The 17,432-nt window shown below is 51.9% G+C and carries 13 protein-coding genes and 2 pseudogenes; 11 read left to right on the top strand and 4 right to left on the bottom strand.

The genetic code is table 11. The features are described from left to right. Positions 1-10: 10 nt before the first annotated feature. Entirely contained in the window at positions 11-1,846 is a 1,836-nt protein-coding gene (locus tag DXH47_RS00700; RefSeq protein ID WP_129031171.1) for an APC family permease, read from the top strand. An 82-nt stretch (positions 1,847-1,928) separates the two neighbouring features. On the opposite strand, the gene DXH47_RS00695 is transcribed toward DXH47_RS00700, so the two are convergent. After that, complete coding sequence (locus tag DXH47_RS00695; RefSeq protein WP_129031170.1) at positions 1,929-2,504, bottom strand: TetR/AcrR family transcriptional regulator; 576 nt, start codon at positions 2,502-2,504, stop codon at positions 1,929-1,931. 122 nt (positions 2,505-2,626) lie between these two features. Between DXH47_RS00695 and DXH47_RS00690 the strand changes: the two are divergent. Next, positions 2,627-3,365, top strand: a pseudogene (locus DXH47_RS00690) (sulfite exporter TauE/SafE family protein). Between the two features lie 150 nt (positions 3,366-3,515). Here the strand turns inward: DXH47_RS00690 and lrgB are convergent. Then, a complete protein-coding gene (gene lrgB, locus DXH47_RS00685) occupies positions 3,516-4,322 on the bottom strand; it encodes an antiholin-like protein LrgB (protein ID WP_129031169.1) in 807 nt (268 codons plus the stop codon). A 31-nt stretch (positions 4,323-4,353) separates the two neighbouring features. After that, on the bottom strand, positions 4,354-4,722 hold the full coding sequence (locus DXH47_RS00680; protein WP_129031222.1) for a CidA/LrgA family protein: 369 nt from the start codon (positions 4,720-4,722) through the stop codon (positions 4,354-4,356). 626 nt (positions 4,723-5,348) lie between these two features. Here DXH47_RS00680 and DXH47_RS00675 point away from each other — a divergent pair. Then, on the top strand, positions 5,349-6,443 hold the full coding sequence (locus DXH47_RS00675; RefSeq protein WP_129031168.1) for a glycosyltransferase family 4 protein: 1,095 nt from the start codon (positions 5,349-5,351) through the stop codon (positions 6,441-6,443). A gap of 89 nt (positions 6,444-6,532) precedes the next feature. On the opposite strand, the gene DXH47_RS00670 is transcribed toward DXH47_RS00675, so the two are convergent. After that, complete coding sequence (locus tag DXH47_RS00670; protein WP_129031167.1) at positions 6,533-7,195, bottom strand: YigZ family protein; 663 nt, start codon at positions 7,193-7,195, stop codon at positions 6,533-6,535. Positions 7,196-7,270: 75 nt separating this feature from the next. Between DXH47_RS00670 and DXH47_RS12065 the strand changes: the two are divergent. The 8 genes and pseudogenes from DXH47_RS12065 (at position 7,271) to DXH47_RS00630 (ending at position 17,219) form a co-directional block, all read left to right on the top strand. Then, positions 7,271-8,580 (top strand): annotated as a pseudogene (locus tag DXH47_RS12065) (DEAD/DEAH box helicase). Further along, entirely contained in the window at positions 8,580-9,116 is a 537-nt protein-coding gene (locus tag DXH47_RS11795) for a ComF family protein (RefSeq protein ID WP_225423463.1), read from the top strand. The pseudogene DXH47_RS12065 and the gene DXH47_RS11795 overlap by 1 nt, the downstream one beginning before the upstream one ends. A gap of 277 nt (positions 9,117-9,393) precedes the next feature. Next, complete coding sequence (hpf, locus tag DXH47_RS00655; RefSeq protein ID WP_129031166.1) at positions 9,394-9,957, top strand: ribosome hibernation-promoting factor, HPF/YfiA family; 564 nt, start codon at positions 9,394-9,396, stop codon at positions 9,955-9,957. A gap of 279 nt (positions 9,958-10,236) precedes the next feature. Beyond that, complete coding sequence (gene secA / locus DXH47_RS00650) at positions 10,237-12,600, top strand: preprotein translocase subunit SecA (RefSeq protein WP_129031165.1); 2,364 nt, start codon at positions 10,237-10,239, stop codon at positions 12,598-12,600. 110 nt (positions 12,601-12,710) lie between these two features. Continuing rightward, positions 12,711-13,827 (top strand): peptide chain release factor 2 gene (prfB, locus tag DXH47_RS00645; RefSeq protein ID WP_191985849.1). Its coding sequence is split into 2 segments (ribosomal slippage): positions 12,711-12,782 and positions 12,784-13,827, totalling 1,116 coding nucleotides; the frame shifts between segments, so codons are not numbered across the junction. 123 nt (positions 13,828-13,950) lie between these two features. Beyond that, positions 13,951-15,108, top strand: a complete 1,158-nt coding sequence (locus tag DXH47_RS00640; RefSeq protein WP_129031163.1) for a PDZ domain-containing protein — start codon at positions 13,951-13,953, stop codon at positions 15,106-15,108. Between the two features lie 3 nt (positions 15,109-15,111). Beyond that, complete coding sequence (locus DXH47_RS00635; RefSeq protein WP_318531324.1) at positions 15,112-15,816, top strand: response regulator transcription factor; 705 nt, start codon at positions 15,112-15,114, stop codon at positions 15,814-15,816. Further along, positions 15,813-17,219, top strand: coding sequence for a sensor histidine kinase (locus DXH47_RS00630; RefSeq protein WP_129031161.1), 1,407 nt, complete (start codon positions 15,813-15,815; stop codon positions 17,217-17,219). Before DXH47_RS00635 ends, DXH47_RS00630 begins: the two co-directional genes overlap by 4 nt. Positions 17,220-17,432 lie beyond the last annotated feature (213 nt).

The raw sequence follows: 17,432 nt of genomic DNA, 5'->3' as shown, positions 1-17,432 counted from the left end.
GTAAATAGTCATGTGGCATTATTTAAAGCGGGTTTTAATTGGGAAACCCCTCAAAACCATGGACGAAGGCGGCCAGGCGCTAACTAAGTTTAAAGCTTTAGCGTTACTGTCGTCTGATGCGCTATCTTCCGTGGCTTATGGTACTGAGCAAATTACCACAGTCTTAATTACCTTATCCGCTGCAGCCCTGATGTACCAACTCTGGGTTGCCGCTTTGGTTTTAGTACTGTTATTTGCCATCACGCTTTCTTATCAGCAGATTATCCGGGCATATCCTTCCGGCGGGGGGGCCTACGTGGTTGCGACCACCGATTGGGGCCAAAACGCGGGGCTGGTCGCCGGGGGATCATTACTGGTTGATTACATGTTGACCGTGGCCGTTTCGACCACTTCTGGGACCGAGGCCATCACGTCGGCGATTCCGGCGTTGTCCCCGTATTCGGTGTTAGTATCCGTCCTGATTGTGATTGGGATTATGTTATTGAACCTACGGGGGATGCGCGAATCAGCGGCCTTTTTGACCATTCCAGTGTATTTCTTCATCGTCATGATTCTAGTCATGGTCGGGGTTGGCTTATACAACATCGCGACGGGTCAAGTGACTTACCATGCTGCTGCCGGACTAGGTGCGCCGGTGCAAGGCATGACGCTGCTACTGTTCTTTCGGGCTTTCTCCTCTGGGTCATCTTCTCTGACCGGGGTCGAAGCCATCAGTAACGCGGTGCCGAACTTTAAGGCCCCGAAGCGGCATAATGCGGCGACGACGCTGGCGATTATGGCTGGAATCTTGGCCATCTTCTTTGCCGGGATTACCTACTTGAGTTACTACATGGGGATTCGACCGGAATCGAGTCAGACCGTCCTTTCCCAAATCGCCACTGGCGTCTTTGGCCACGGGGTGCTGTACTACCTGCTGCAACTGTCTACGGCTTTGATTTTAGCGGTCGCGGCCAACACCGGGTTCTCGGCCTTTCCCATTTTGGCTTACAATTTGGCTAAAGACAAATTTCTCCCACACGCTTATCTGGACCGTGGGGATCGCTTAGGCTATTCCAATGGAATCATTTCGTTAGCCGTTGGGGCCATCGTGTTGATTTTCATCTTCCACGGGCAAACGACCTTACTGATTCCGCTGTATGCGGTTGGGGTCTTCGTCCCGTTTACTTTGTCCCAATCCGGGATGATTATTCACTGGTTCCGGGTCCGAGAAGGCTGGTGGCTGGGTAAAGCCGCTATCAACCTGTTAGGGGCGTTGATCTCACTAATTCTGGTTATCTTCTTACTGTTCTTGCATTTCGGGAACGTTTGGCCATACCTAATCATCATGCCATTATTATTGATGATGTTCTATCGGATTCATCAGCATTACATCAACGTTGCTCGGCAGTTACGGGTAGAAGCCAAGACTAAGTCGGTGGTCCACGAGTACGATGGGGCCACGGTCATTGTCCTGGTCAGCAACATCACCCGGGTAACGAGTGGCGCCATCAATTACGCGCGTTCCATTGGAGACTACGTGATTGCGATGCACGTGTCGTTTGACGAGAATCCCAAAAAGGAACACAAGACAGCCTTGGAATTCAAGGCTGAATTCCCCGATATCCGCTTCGTGGATATTCACTCGTCTTACCGGTCGATTGCGACGCCAACGTTGCGGTTCTGTGACGTCATCGCTAAACGGGCGACTGAACGGAACTTTACCACGACGGTCTTGGTCCCGCAGTTTGTCCCGCGGCACCCATGGCAAAATGTTCTGCATAACCAAACGGCGTTACGCTTGCGGACCGTCTTGAACTCTCGGGAAAACATCATCGTTTCAACTTATAATTATCACTTAAAAGAGTAGTTTCATTCTAGTTAGCAGGAATGAAACGCAAAATGAGCTTCTCCAGTATTGGGGAAGCTCATTTTTTAGGTTGACTTGCAGGCTACTGCTGAGTTTTGCCCGTCAATAGACGTAGAATCGCGTGGAGCAAGTCTTGGTTGCTCAGGTGTCGTTGATGGCGTTCGAAAGCGTAGACCCGGCTACGGAGCATGGCGGCGACCATGTCGGCTTGAAAGCACAAATACTGTTCGGAGCTCGCCGGTTGGTTGCGCCGCAGGAACCGAATCAACAGGTCGATGCGGTTGCGGTAGATGGGTGTTTGTAGGAGTTGGGTGAAGCCCAGCGGGGTGGTCTCATTTTCAATGATGGTGAAGAAGCCTTCGTGAGCCACCCGCACGTCGAGGTAGCCCTGCAAGATCACAGTCAGTTGCTTTTCTGGCCGGTCGGTCGTGGTGTCGAGGTAAGCATTGGCCTGGTCAACGTAGTGCTGCATTCGGTCACGGATGAGGGCGACGCACAGGGCGCCCTTGCTGGGGTAGTTACGGTATAAAGTCCCGACCCCGATGTGAGCCTCGTGGGCCAGTTGTTTCATCCCCACGTTGGCGACTCCTTGCTCCGCAAACAGCCGGTTAGCGGTGGTCAAAATTTTTTGTTGGTTGGCACGGGCATCGGCGCGCATGATGAGTCCTCCTCGATGATCAGTTACGTCTAACCTACACTTTTCGGTGAGGCTTGACAAGTGGAACCAGTTCCACTTAAATAGAGGGGTGTACTTAAACCGTGAAAAGGGGCGTCTCAGGAATGTTAATTGTCTTTTATGGACTATTAATTGGAATCTTTATCAGTATCATGGGTGGCGGTGGCGCCGCGTTATACCTGGGGGTCTTGACCAGTGAGCTGGGAATGTCGACCGCCGTGGCCGCGCCGACCTCGTTAGTCGTGGCGATTCCGGCACTGGTCTTTGGGTGTGCGGTTCAGATGCGGATTCATAACATCCACTACGACCTGGGGAACCGAATGATTCTAGCTTCGTTGCCCGGCATCCTTTTAGGGACTGGGGTGGCACCGTTCATTCCTGCGAAAATCTATGACTGGGTCGTCGGGACCATTTTGATGGTCATGGGGGCCATCGTGGTGATTCGAAGCTTACGCCACCGCGCCAAGACCCTGGCGGGTAAATCGCGCTTTGGTGTGGCTATCGGTCTGGGTTTCTTGAGTGGCCTGATGGTCGGTATCGGCGGTCTGACTGGTGGTGGTCCCACCGGCGGGGCTGTCGATCTTGGGGCTACCCGCGATGCAAGCTGCTGGGACGTCGACGTACGTCATTAGCGTGATGGCGTTAGTTGGGGTGATCAGTCACTTATTTACTGGGTCGATTGCCTGGAGTGCCGGGTTGACCTTGATGGTCGGTTCAGTGATTGGGGCGGTCGGTACGCCAATTGTCTTGCGAAAGTTTAAACTGGTCCATTTGAACCAATGGTTGACTCCCATCATTGGTCTGGTCATCGTTTATTTCGGGATTAATATATTTTTCAAATAGTGACGAACAATGAGACGGCGATAAAATGCTAAAGTGCACCGCCCTTAAACGGATTTTCCGTTTAAAGGCGGTGCACTTTTAAGTTATTCAGTGGCTGTAATAGCATCCGCTCGTTTAGTTGCTATCAAGCCGATTTTCAAAGGTTAGAAGTTAATGTAAGCCCATGAAGGACGCAAAGGCAGGGACGACCAGGTCGACCACGATGGAGATGATGACCACCGCGATGGAGGCCATTGACCCTTGAATGGATCCTAATTGAAGTGCCTTAGCGGAGCCCACGGTGTGCCCGGCGGTTCCTAACCCTAAGCCGGCACCGATGGGGTCGTGGTTGATGCGGAAGAACTTGACCAGCCAATCACCCAAGGCGTAAATGATGACGGCGTTTAAAATGCAGGCCATCGCCGTAATCGCGGCGTTGCCCCCAATAGCCGTAGAGATTGGCATGGCAATGGCAGTCGTGGCGGCTTGTGGCAGCATCGATGCGATACCCGCATTGTTGAGGCCGAAAAGCTTGGCGACCCAGTAGATGATGACCAAAGAAATGAACAGGCCCACAATCAATGAGAGCAAGATGACCGGCCAGAAACGTTTGACGATGTCGTTCCGCCGATAAAGCGGAATGGCGAAGGCAATCGTGGCTGGATTCAAGAACCAAAAGATAATGTTACCTCCCGGGAGGTATGCGGATTTATAGAAGACCGCAGTCGTGGTCCCGAATGCCTTGGCCAACAGAAAAAGAATGAAGATCCCAAGGACCATCCCAACGAAGAGGGGCTGGAACAAGAAGAAGCCCTTGCCAATCTTGAAAAGCCACTGGCCAATGAGGTAAACGACCAGGGACAAGAAGATTCCAAAAATGGCGTTACCGGCACTGGCCCCGGTGGCAGTCGTGCCAAGCGCGTCGCTCAACCACTTGCCCCAGACCGCCATGTGCGGTGTTACAGCTAAACTAATCATGATATCATCCTTTCAAAAAAATGGTGGGCAATTAGTTGTCGACGGTCGTATTGACGTGGAAGACGTGCTTGGCCAACCAGATGAACCCAGCGGTCGTGTAAGCTACGACAACCAAGAGAATAATCGTGGCAATCAGGGTCACTAAGACAATCTGGACCCCTTCAGTCCGTAAAATATCGAGGTTAGCGGCTAATTGGATTCCGGAGGGCACGAACAGAAAGGCAATCAAACTGATCATGAAATCGCCAAATTTTTCGACGTTATGCAGTTTGACGATGTGGGTTGCGAGTAACAGGTAAAGTAAAATCAGCCCAATAACAGGCGTTGGCACAGGAAACGATGCGGGAAACAGCGGTGAAATCAGACTAGAAACAAAGAGGACCGCTGCGAAGATTCCCATTTGAATGAGGATAGGCGTCGGTTGCGGGCTGTCAGTTGGTGTGACTTTATTTTGAGTAGCCAATAAAAAAATCTCCCTTCTAATTCAGCTAAGCTGAACCGAACAAAATATAATAATTTCACAAAGCGTTTGATACACTTCTGGAGCCATGAAAGGACGCCGGCAGTCTTCGCCGACTCCATAAGCCCATTATATGAATTTTAGTTTTCAAGTACAAGCTAAAATACTTATAATGGCTATGAGGCAAAACAGTTGCTATTTAAAACAACTGAGAAGCTAACCATCACTAGGGAGAATTAGCTAAGTGGCCACGTCACCGTCATTTTTTGACAGTGCCTCATTTTGTGAAGCGAGTTTAGGTGACCGAACTAACCCGAACTGGTTTATTTCAATTTAAACTGGCGGTTGTGTTTGATTTCATGGCTTTGTATAATTAGCAAAAGGCCACCTGAGTGGGAATGGTCTGGGAAGGGTAGCCCATGGTGGCTTCCAGACTGGACTTGGGTCATGGCCATGAACCGCATGTTTAGCGGTCAACGGGGACGTTCCCGGGGATAAACGGGACGCCAGCTAGCGGCGCGGATACCGCGCTAAGCTTGGCTATTAAGAATAGAAAGAGGACAGTTATGAAATTTGAGATTATTGTTAGCTTATTTGCTACCATGATCATCTCCGCGATTCTAACGCCGTTTATTCGGCGCTTGGCGTTTAAAATTGGGGCGGTAGATAAGCCCAATCAACGTCGGGTTAACAAAGTGGCCATGCCGACCTTAGGTGGGTTGGCCATCTTTATTGCGTTTACCTTTTCCACCATGTTTTTACTCCGGGACCAAATGCCGACTCATCAGCTGTGGGGACTGTTTGGCGGGGAGTGCATTATCGTGGCTGAGGGGATGATCGATGACGTCTTTGAACTCAAGCCCCATCAAAAAGTGCTTGGGCAATTACTGGCGGCCTTAGAAGTTTACTTCGTGGCCGAAGTGCGGATGCGTTATCTGACGTTACCGTTTGTGGGAACCTGGCACCTGGGGCTCTTGGCGTTGCCCATTACGTTGCTTTGGATTGTGGCGATCATTAATGCCATCAACCTGATTGACGGACTGGATGGGTTGGCCACCGGGGTGTCTATCATTGCCTTGACCACGACCGGGATTACCGGGCTGTTCTTCTTGAACGTGGCCAACACCTGGGTCGCCATCATGATTTTTGCGTTGGTCGCCGCCATGGTTGGCTTTTTGCCCTATAATTTTTTCCCAGCGCGGATTTATTTAGGGGATACGGGCGCACAATTCATCGGGTTTATGATTGCCTGCTTCTCGTTGTACGGGTTAAAGAACGTCACCTTCATCTCCGTTATCAGCCCGGTCATCATCTTGGGGGTTCCGATTACGGATACGGTCTACGCGATGATTCGCCGGATTCTAAACAAGCAACCCATTTCGCATGCGGATAAACACCATTTGCACCACCGCTTGATGCAATTGGGATTGACGCACCGCCAGACGGTGTTGGTCATCTACGGGATTGCGTTGATTTTTTCGTTCATCGCCTTACTTTACCCGTTGTCGACGATTTGGGGCTCGGTCCTATTGACCGTGGCCATCCTGGTGGGGCTAGAGCTCTTCGTGGAAGCCATCGGTCTGGTTGGGTCGAATCGTCAACCGCTATTGCACTGGATTAAGCATATCGTGAAACAGTTTACGTCAAAAACTTCGGATTGAAAGTTTAATGGACCACTAGGGGTCCAACCAAAAAGTCCCGCGCAATCATCAAGGATTGTGGGGGACTTTTTGGTTGGTCAATTATGGTATTAAGCATCATCGCGACTGCTGGCATGGATTTCGACAGGGACCTCATGATAGGCTACGTCTCCCAGCTTGATGTCTAACCGGTCGTTCAGCAGGTCGGTGAGGGCTTGAGTCGTCGCCTCGACGGCAGCTAAATCGACGCCGATGGTAATCTGGACCACTTGAGTGTAAAGGGTCTGTAAGACAATGAGGTGATTTTCTTCAAGGTAGTGGGTCAGCTGGTCGTAGTGCGGGTAATTAACGGTGATCTGCACGGCCCGTTGCTGAACGCGCTTCACGACGCCCACGGCTTCGATTCCGGTGGACGTGGCGTTGCTATAAGCCCGAATGAGGCCTCCGGCACCTAGCTTGATGCCACCAAAGTAACGGGTGACCACGGCAATCGTGTTGCGCAGGTGGTTGCGTTGGAGGACCGTCAAGATGGGAACGCCAGCCGTCCCGGAGGGCTCGCCGTTGTCACTTTCCCGTTGGATATAGTCGTGGTCACCCAAGACATAGGCCCAACAATGGTGAGTGGCCTTGGGTTCTCTGGCGATGACGTCGTTTAAGAACGCCTGAGCTTCGGCTTCGGTCGTGACCCGGCCGAGATCGGCAATAAAACGCGACTTCTTGCTTTCCAGTTCATGCTTACCAGCAGCTTTTACGGTTAAATAGTCTGTTTCCATGTGAACACCCTTCTTCAAAATTTCGTTGGCGACCTACGGACCTACCTTCAGGATAACCTGAAAGGATGGTCAGTTATGGATAAAACTCAGTTATTTGGTCGTCGCGTGCCACTCACCCAAGCGCCCCCGGAGGCCACGGGGAAACCGGCGTTACAGTTGGTCAACGGGCACTGGCAGTGTCAGCGGTGTCACCAGTGGGTCGCACCGCAAGATTGCTTGCCACACGGCGTACCGTATTGTCGGCACTGTCTGAACCTGGGGCGATTGACTAAGCATACTAAATTATACACTATTCCGGAACCCAATCAGTTTTTGAAATGGTCGGATTCGCCTTTGAGTTGGGCGGGGACGTTAAGTGAGCAACAGCATCAAGCTGCCTTAGCCGTTTGCCGGTTAGTTCAGGCGCAACGTGACCAATTGTTGTGGGCGGTCACTGGGGCGGGGAAGACCGAGATGGTGTACCCGGCACTGGCGTGGGCGTTACAACGGGGATGGCGGGTAGCGTGGACGTCACCGCGTGTCGATGTGTGTTTGGAGCTGGCGCCACGGTTGGCCCAAGCGTTTGCTGCGGTGCCCCAGACCGTCTTGTATGGGGGACAACCCGCGCCATACCGGTACTGCCAACTGACTATTTGCACCACGCACCAACTGCTGCGGTTCGAGGCCGCCTTCGATTGGATCGTGGTGGACGAAGTTGACGCTTTTCCGTTAGCAACCAGCCCGATGCTTCAACGCGCCATTGTCCAGGCCCAAAAACCCGCGGGATGTCACCTATATTTAACGGCGACCCCAGGACCAGACCTGCAGCGGAAACTGAAACGCCATCAACTAGCGGTGACTTATCTGCCGCTGCGGTACCACGGGCACCTCTTACCACCGTTGCGGACTAAGCTAGTGGGGGCGGGCGGACCCGGTTAGTGCGCCACGGGTTGCCCCCTAAAGTGTTGCGGCAATTACGTGCCTATGCGCAGACGGGCCAACGATACTTATTCTTCGTGCCGCGGGTGAGCGATTTGCGGTTAGTGGCCCGGGCACTCCGGCAAGCGGGGTTACCCGAAGGCGTGACCGTGCATGCCGCCGACCCCGACCGCCAGGCCAAGGTCCAAGCCTTTCGGGATGGTCAGGGACAATGCCTTATCACCACTACGATTCTAGAGCGTGGGGTCACGTTTCCCGCCGTGTTCGTGGTGATCTTGGGTGGGGATGACCCGGTCTTTTCGACTGCGGCACTGGTCCAGATTGCTGGTCGAGTGGGGCGCCATCGCGACTATCCGACCGGTGACGTTTGGTGTTATTGTCAAAGCTTAACCCGGGAAATCTACCACGCTCAGCACATGATTCGCGAGTTGAATCGGCGGGGGAAACGGTTAGGGGGACGGTCGTAATGGCAACCTGTCTATGGTGTCAGGCCGTTGTAAAAGTGCCAGTAACGTTGCGGATATTGCTACGGTGGCAAGTCATCGTGCCTCCTAAGTTGTGCACGACCTGTGCGCAGCGGTTACAGCCGCTACACGCGCCGCAGTGTCCGCAATGTGGCCGTCAACAGGCCACGGCGACCGTCTGTCCAGATTGTGCCCGGTGGGCTGATGAGTGGCATAACCAGGCCATCTTTCCGTACGATGAGGCGATAAAGGCCTACATGCAACAGTATAAATTTCAGGGGGATTATCGATTACGATTGGTTATGCAGCCCTATTTACGGCGCGCATTAGCTCAAATAGAGTATGACGTATTGGTGCCAATTCCGATTACCGCAACGACCTGGCAGACGCGCGGGTTTAATCAAGTGACCGGTTGGTTAACGGACCAACCTTTCCAATCGGTCTTGACCGTACCCCCTGCCCGCAAGCCCCGACCCCAGTCCAGTAAGACACGCCGCGAACGCCTGGCCATGCCACAACCATTTGAGTTGGTCCCGTAGGCCGCTACGGTGCTGGCGAATCGCCGGGTATTGCTACTGGATGATGTCTATACGACGGGGCGGACCATCCGGCACGCCGCAGCGCAAATTTATTTAGGGGGTGCGAAAGCGGTTACTAGCCTGACTCTAGCGCGCTGACGTTCATTTTTGTCCGGCAGAATAATTGTCTATCGTAGCGCTTTCCTTTATAATGAAAGTAAGCAAAGCACTGCAGAAGAGTGGTCCTTCGTGTGCTAAGCAAGCCAAGCGATCTCTTGGCTGAAGGGAGAGAAGTTTTATGCTCACATTTAATATTCGTGGTGAAAACATCGAAGTTACTGACGCAATACGGGATTACGTTGAGAAGCGAATCAGCAAGTTAGAAAAGTATTTCGACAACAACGTCGAGGCAATTGCGCATATCAACCTGAAGGTTTACCAAAACAAGAACGCGAAGGTTGAAGTAACAATCCCACTCCCATACTTGACCTTAAGAGCGGAGGAGACCTCACCAGACTTGTACGCCAGCGTCGATTTGGTGACCGACAAATTGGAACGCCAAATCCGTAAGTACAAGACCAAAGTTAACCGTAAGTCCCGTGAAAAGGGCTATAAGAACTTAGACTTTGCACCAGAAGCAACATCCGAAGACGACCAATCGGCCAATGGCAATGATTTCGAAGTGGTCCGCACGAAGCGGTTGTCTTTGAAGCCGATGGATAATGAAGAAGCCATTCTCCAGATGGATATGTTGGGACACAACTTCTTCATCTATCAAGACGCTGAAACGAATGGTGTCAGCATCGTTTACCGGCGTAATGATGGTCGCTACGGCTTGATTGAAGCCAACGATGAAGACTAGATTAACGTGAAATGGTATCAAGCCTGGGAGCCTGCCCGGGCTTTTTTAGTCGGGTAACGAAATTATAAATCAACTAATTAACTGTCCCGTCACCCAACCGTTCGGCATTTGTTAAATTTAAACTGGCAAATCGCAAATGAAAGCGGTTCAGGCTTTGCGAACCGAAGTGGAGAGTTTCATCTTGGGGGGGATAGTGTTAAAATGTAGGTTGATTTATTGCAAAACAATGGGTAATTTTAAATAGACTAATTAAAACGCAGTACTGAAGGGAATTCTCACATGGCAAACATTTTAAAAAAATGGGTCGAAAGTGATCGACGAACTTTACGACGCCTCAGTAAGTTAGCGGACCAAGTGGGTGCTTACGCTGACGAGTACGCAAAGCTTTCAGACGAAGATTTGAAGGCCAAAACGCCCGAATTTCAAAAGCGGTATCAAGACGGGGAAACCTTGGATGATTTATTGCCTGAGGCTTTTGCGGCTTGTCGTGAAGGTGCGCGCCGGGTCCTCGGCTTGTACCCATTCCATGTTCAAATCATGGGGGGAATCGTGCTTCACGAAGGTAACATCGCCGAAATGAAGACTGGTGAAGGGAAGACCTTGACGGCGACCATGCCCGTGTACCTGAACGCCTTAGCAGGCAAAGGGGTCCACGTGGTCACGGTCAACGAATACCTGTCCGCACGGGACGCCACGGAAATGGGTGAACTGTACAACTGGATGGGCTTATCCGTTGGGTTGAACTCCGCCGAAAAGACGCCAGATGAAAAGCGGGAAGCTTATAACGCTGACATCACGTATTCCACCAACGGGGAAATCGGGTTCGATTACCTGCGGGACAACATGGTGGTCTACAAAGAAGATATGGTGCAACGGCCACTAAACTTCGCCATCGTCGACGAAGTGGACTCCATCTTGATTGATGAAGCCCGGACGCCGTTGATCATTTCGGGGCAATCCGAAGGAACTAGTCAGCTCTACAAACGGGTCGACCGGTTCGCTAAGACCTTGCACGAAAAGGAAGACTTTAAGATCGACCTGGAATCCAAGACCGTGTCCTTGACGGATACCGGGATTGAAAAGGCCGAAAAATACTTTAATTTGAAGAACTTATACGACACGGACAACACCGCGTTGACCCACCACATGGACCAAGCCTTACGGGCGAACTTTATCATGTTGCGGGATAAAGACTACGTGGTTCAAGACGGCGAAGTCTTGATCGTTGATTCCTTTACTGGCCGGGTCATGGAAGGCCGGCGGTACTCCGATGGGCTGCACCAAGCCATTGAAGCCAAGGAAGGCGTCGAGATTCAAGAAGAGACCAAGACCATGGCCAACATCACGTACCAAAACTTGTTCCGGATGTACAGTAAGTTAGCCGGGATGACCGGGACGGCCAAGACCGAAGCCGAGGAATTCCGGGAAATCTACAACATGGAAGTCATCTCCGTGCCGACCAACAAACCGGTCGTGCGGGTTGACCATCCGGATGTGTTGTACCCGACTTTGGAAGCTAAGTTTGACGCCGTTGTCAAGGAAATCGCGGCGCTTCATAAGAAGGGCCAACCGATGTTAATCGGGACCGTGGCCGTGGAAACGTCCGAATACCTGTCGCAACGCTTAGACCAAGAAAAGATTCCGCATGTGGTCTTAAACGCCAAGAACCATGCGCGTGAAGCCGATATTATTCAAAACGCCGGTCAACGGGGCGCCGTCACCATTGCCACCAACATGGCTGGACGGGGGACCGATATCAAGCTCGGACCCGGCGTGGTTGAATTAGGTGGTTTAGCCGTGATTGGGACGGAACGGCACGAGTCCCGGCGGATTGATAACCAGCTGCGGGGCCGTTCTGGTCGGCAGGGTGACCCGGGTCTGACCCAGTTCTACCTGTCGCTGGAAGATGACTTGATGCGGCGGTTCGGTTCTGACCGGGTCAAAGACTTCTTACAACGGATGAACGTTGACGGCGAAGACGCCGTTATCCGTAGCCGGATGATCACCAAGCAGGTGGAATCTGCGCAAAAGCGGGTTGAAGGGAACAACTATGATTCCCGGAAGAACGTCTTGCAATACGATGACGTGATGCGGCAACAACGGAACGTCATCTACGGTGAACGGAACCAAGTCATCCAGGAAGAAAAGTCCCTGAAATGGGTCTTGATGCCGATGATCAAGCGGACCGTCAGCCGGGTCGTTAGCTTGCATACACAGGGTGACCAAGCTGATTGGGATTTGGATACCTTGCTCGACTTCGGGATTTCAGCGATGGTTTCGCCCGACCAAATCAGCCTGGCTGGTTTGAAGGACAAAACCGCGGATGAAATCGTGGACTTCTTCATGGACTTAGCCAATAAAGTTTACGATGATAAGTCCAAGCAACTTTACGATCCCGCACAAATGCTTGAATTTGAAAAGGTCGTGCTGTTGCGGGTCGTAGATTCGCACTGGACCGACCACATCGATGCGATGGACCAGTTACGACAATCCATCGGCTTACGGGGTTACGGTCAATTGAACCCGTTGGTTGAATACCAACAAGACGGGTTCCGGATGTTCGAAGAAATGATTTCCGACATCGAATATGACACGACGCGGTTGTTCATGAAGTCTGAAATTCGACAAAACATTACGCGGTAAAGACCGTGTGACGCGCTTAATAGGAGCGTTTGAACAGGGACCTGGGGACTTGTCCCGGGTCCCTGTTTGGTTATCACCACCAAAAATCACCTTAAAAAGGAGCCAACAAAATGGAATTAACGGATGCTAAACACGCCATTGAAACCATGAAAACACAATTAACCGGCTTTAGGAGGTCACTTTGACTTTGATGCGCTGAACGAGAGCATCAGTGTCAACGAAGGCCAAATGGCAGAGCCAGGATTCTGGGACGATCCGCAACAGGCCCAAAAACTGATCGATGCCACCAACGAGATGAAGCAAAAAGTCGGCGCTTTTCAGAAATTGTCCGACCAAGTTGCCGATTTGGAGGTTGCCATCGACCTTCTGAGTGAGGAACCGGACGACGATATTCAGGCCGATTTCAACCAGAATTTTGCTAAGACTCAGGCGGCTTTGCGGCAGTACCGGTTGAACTTGTTATTGAACCAGAAGTACGATCGCAACAATGCCATTTTAGAAATTCACCCGGGGGCCGGGGGAACAGAATCGCAAGACTGGGGCTCAATGTTGATGCGGATGTACACCCGCTGGGCCGAACAGCACCACTTCAAAGTTTCCGTCTTAGACTACCAAGCGGGGGAAGTGGCCGGCTTGAGTAGTGCGCCCCTGTTGATTGCCGGCCACAACGCTTACGGGTATTTGCGTTCCGAAAAGGGCGTGCACCGGCTGGTCCGAATCTCGCCATTTGATTCCGCGGGGCGGCGGCACACCTCATTTGCATCGGTAGATGTGTTACCGCAACTAGATGATTCGGTCGATGTGGAGATTAACCCCGCCGACTTGAAGGTCGACGTGTACCGGGCTTCCGGAGCTGGAGGCCAACACGTCAATAAGACCTCGTCAGCCGTGCGGATTACCCATCTGCCCACGGGCATCGTGACGCAAAGTCAGGCCCAACGGTCGCAACTCCAAAACCGGCAAACGGCACTGTCCATGTTGCGGGCCAAACTGTACGAACTGGAAGAAGAGAAGAAGGCTAAGGAAAAGGCGGCTTTGGAAGGTGTCCAGATGGATATTGGTTGGGGGTCGCAGATTCGCTCCTACGTCTTCCACCCGTACACCATGGTCAAAGACCACCGCACCAACCACGAGACGTCGCAGGGCCAAGCCGTTATGGATGGCGACTTAGACCCGTTTATCGATGCTTATTTGCAGTGGCAATTGAGTCAAAAAAATCCCGACTAGACTGGGAGTCGGTGACACGTCATATAAATAAATTGGTTGAACGGGTAACGCGAATCTGGTGTTACCCGTTTTTAGTTAATGCTATACTGATGTCAGCTAGTTTTTTAGAAAGGTGTCGATTGCATGCGGACTTTATTGGTTGTGGGTAGCTTTGCGTTACAACCCCTGTTATGGTTAGCTATTTTGCGTTCTTGGCTGACCAGTCGCTCACGGGTGGCCCACGAACGGCATGACTTTAGTAGTGCCGTGTATAGTGATCATTATGAATTACGACATATGCTGACGCAGGGCGTCATCCTCGGGGTGGGACTCTCCATTTTGACCCTCATCGTGGGGTTCAGTCTGCCGCTTAACTGGATTCTGATTTACGAAGCGTTACCCAGTCTTTCCTTACTTATCTTGCCGACCACGGTCTTGCCCATCACCCTTTTAGTGGTGACGACACTATTGGCCGGGGTTCTGGGAAGTAGTTGGTTGCCCGTTTTTGATCTGCAAACGCTGGGACTGAGTACTGCTGACGTGCCCGCAACTAATTTTGCCTGGTTATTTGTGATTGCCTTCTTGGGTTTAGGCCATTGGGTCGCTCACTATGGCGGCCGTTTCGATAGCCCACGCATCTACGCCAAGCAACGGGGCAAGCGAATCGCCGGTTATCCTTGGCGAGAGTTGCTGGTGGTGCCGGTCGTGACCTTGGTTCCCGGGGACTGGTTCGTTCAAGGCGGCTTGTCCTGGTGGCCGATGCTGAACCTACACGGACAGACCTTTGCCGTGTTGTTTTTACCCTTGCTGTTGGGGGTCCGCTTCACGGTCTTTCGGGAAGTGCCTAAAGCGGTTTATCGGCACCTGTCCCGGCAAATTTTGGTGTTAGCTGGCTTAGCGGTAGTCTTGTTGGGGTGGTTGCTGTGGCGACCACAAGACTTACCGATTGGTGTTATCGTGTTGTTAGTTTGTTATGGGTGGTGCTTATGGCAAGCCAAACGCTATGACCACCGGCAATCATTTTGGTATTCTCAGGTAGACGATGGGGTCCGGGTGCTGGCCATCCGACCAGGTACGCCGGCTAACAAACTCGACTTAGCGGCGGGCGACATTATTTTGGAATGCAACCATCGCGCGGTGAATAGCGAAACGGCGTTTTACGAAGCGCTATTGCAAAACCCAACATACTGCCATTTGCGGGTGCGCAACATGGCAGGCGATTTAAAAGTCACGGAAACGGCCATTTATTCCGGGGCGCCACACGAAATCGGAATTGTTCTATTCAGAGATCAGGAGGGGTAAATCATGAGTAGAGTGCTAGTCGTGGATGATGAGCCGTCAATTGTGACGCTGTTACAGTATAATTTGGAACAAGCAGACTATCAGGTGGTCACGGCCATCGATGGCGAACAGGCGTTACAGTTGGCGGAACATGAGAATTTTGATGTCATTTTGTTAGATTTGATGCTGCCGAAGTTAGACGGGGTTGAGGTGACCAAACGGTTACGTCAGGAAAAAATCCAGACACCGATTATTATGATCACCGCCAAGACTAGTGAGTTCGATACGGTCGTGGGCTTAGAGTTAGGTGCGGATGATTACATCACCAAACCATTCAGTCCACGCGAAGTGTTGGCACGAATGAAGGCGGTCATGCGCCGGTACCACGAAGATGACCACCCGCAGCAACCTACGGAAGCGGGCAACGTGATCCAGATTGCGGGGTTGAGCATCGACCAGGACAAGTTCCAGGTCAAGCGTGGTCAACAACAAATTGAATTAACGCCCAAGGAGTTTGAACTGTTACTCTTCTTTGCCAAACGTCCTGGCAAGGTCTGGAGTCGTGAGCAACTACTCGAAGGGGTTTGGGGCTTCGACTACAGTGGCCAAACGCGGATGGTCGACATCCACGTGTCCCATTTACGGGAAAAAATTGAGACCGACCCCAAGCATCCTAGCTTGCTGAAAACGGTGCGGGGCTTTGGTTACACCTTCGAGGCGGTGCCATGAGCCGCCAATTCACTTGGGGGAGCGCCATTGTTTTATTGAGTTTGAATACGTTATTGGTGTGGGGGTTACGCCCCGATAACAGTGGCTGGGCGCTGGTCATTGGCTGGTCGTTTGCTGCCATCGAATGGGGCTGTTTATTGTGGGTCCAGCGTTGGGCGCAGCAACGAATCAATATTTTGACCAAAAAAGTTCAGCAAATGCGTCACGCTGAGGCCCTGGCCCACGTGTTGCTGTCGCCCCACGACCCGTTCTACCAGTTGGCCTTACAGATCAATTACTTACAGACCCAGCAACGCAAGTTCCACCGTAAGATGGCGGGGCAGAATCAAGAATTCGCGACCTTGCTGGATTATTTGCCGATTGGGGTCATGGTGATTGACCGCTACCGCAAGGTGGAATTGGCCAACCCAGCAATGGAGCAATTCTTGCAACAACGTATCTCGCCACGACGTCACCTGTTTACGCAAGACGTCCGCCAGTTCGAACTGGCAAGTTTGATCAACAAGGCGTTGTCCGAGCGGCAGACCCAACACCGAGTCTTGAAGCTCCCGGGGTCGCCCAACGAGCGGACAATCGACGCTCAGGTAGTCTACACGGCGACATCACAAGACTACTTCCAAGTGCTAGTGTTGTTGTACGACGTGACCGAAGTTTATGCGGTCGAGCAGATGCAGATGGACTTCGTGTCCAATGCTTCGCACGAACTGAAAACGCCAGTCACCGCGATTTCCGGGTTTGCCAAGACGCTGTTGGCGGGTGCCAAGGATGACCCCGAAAAATCGGTGGAGTTTTTACAGATCATCGACCAGCAAAGCGACCGGTTAGTCGAGCTGATCAACGACGTGCTGACTATTTCGCACCTGGAATCGGGGAACGCCGTGGAAATCAATCAGGTTGGCGTGGGTCAACTGGTCGCCAACCAGGTCCACTTGTTGACGCCCCTCGCTGGCGTCAATCAGGTAGCGTTAACGAACCAGGTGCCCGCTGAGTTCACAGCGGCGACCGATCAGCGTAAGCTGGACCAAATCATTAAAAACGTGTTGAGTAACGCCATCAAGTATAATCGGCCGCAGGGAAGCGTTACGTTGCGTCTGAAAACGACCACCACAACTTGGAGCCTCATAATTGCCGATACTGGGATAGGCATTTCACAGTCAGACCAGTTGCGAGTCTTTGAACGCTTTTACCGGGCGGAACTTTCCCATTCCAACCAGCGGGTCAGCGGGAGTGGCTTGGGGCTAGCCATCGTGCGTGAATTGGTCCAAGCCTTGAACGGTAAGCTGGAGTTGCAAAGTGAGTTGGGCCAGGGGACCACGGTGACTTTGACCTTTCCGCGCAAAACGGCCGAGGCCCTTTCGGCGCAACAGCGCTTGGCGGCTCGTAAAACGGAGCTATCTCGATAAGTTGGGGCCTGAGACCAAACACTAAGTGCACCACCTTTAAATGGAATTTCCATTTGCAGGGGGTGCTTTTTTTGCAATTAGTCGGTGTCCATAAGAGATCGAAACGGCAGCCAAAGTCAGTTTGGCCTCCACTTTTAATCGTAATTGACCTTACTTTGCGGGGACATTTACATAACCTTTACAATACGTCTACATCACATTTACATTCACCCG

This window comes from Levilactobacillus suantsaii, assembly GCF_004115745.1.
Lineage (GTDB): Bacteria > Bacillota > Bacilli > Lactobacillales > Lactobacillaceae > Levilactobacillus > Levilactobacillus suantsaii.
This window is presented reverse-complemented; position numbering and strand designations above follow the sequence as displayed.

Bases quoted from the DNA above. Each gene is read 5' to 3' on its own strand.
- DXH47_RS00700 (WP_129031171.1), top strand. From the start codon at position 11: ATGTGGCATTATTTAAAGCGGGTTTTAATTGGGAAACCCCTCAAAACC.
- DXH47_RS00695 (WP_129031170.1), bottom strand. From the start codon at position 2,504: ATGCGCGCCGATGCCCGTGCCAACCAACAAAAAATTTTGACCACCGCT.
- lrgB (WP_129031169.1), bottom strand. From the start codon at position 4,322: ATGATTAGTTTAGCTGTAACACCGCACATGGCGGTCTGGGGCAAGTGG.
- DXH47_RS00680 (WP_129031222.1), bottom strand. From the start codon at position 4,722: ATGGGAATCTTCGCAGCGGTCCTCTTTGTTTCTAGTCTGATTTCACCG.
- DXH47_RS00675 (WP_129031168.1), top strand. From the start codon at position 5,349: ATGAAATTTGAGATTATTGTTAGCTTATTTGCTACCATGATCATCTCC.
- DXH47_RS00670 (WP_129031167.1), bottom strand. From the start codon at position 7,195: ATGGAAACAGACTATTTAACCGTAAAAGCTGCTGGTAAGCATGAACTG.
- DXH47_RS11795 (WP_225423463.1), top strand. From the start codon at position 8,580: ATGGCAACCTGTCTATGGTGTCAGGCCGTTGTAAAAGTGCCAGTAACG.
- hpf (WP_129031166.1), top strand. From the start codon at position 9,394: ATGCTCACATTTAATATTCGTGGTGAAAACATCGAAGTTACTGACGCA.
- secA (WP_129031165.1), top strand. From the start codon at position 10,237: ATGGCAAACATTTTAAAAAAATGGGTCGAAAGTGATCGACGAACTTTA.
- DXH47_RS00640 (WP_129031163.1), top strand. From the start codon at position 13,951: ATGCGGACTTTATTGGTTGTGGGTAGCTTTGCGTTACAACCCCTGTTA.
- DXH47_RS00635 (WP_318531324.1), top strand. From the start codon at position 15,112: ATGAGTAGAGTGCTAGTCGTGGATGATGAGCCGTCAATTGTGACGCTG.
- DXH47_RS00630 (WP_129031161.1), top strand. From the start codon at position 15,813: ATGAGCCGCCAATTCACTTGGGGGAGCGCCATTGTTTTATTGAGTTTG.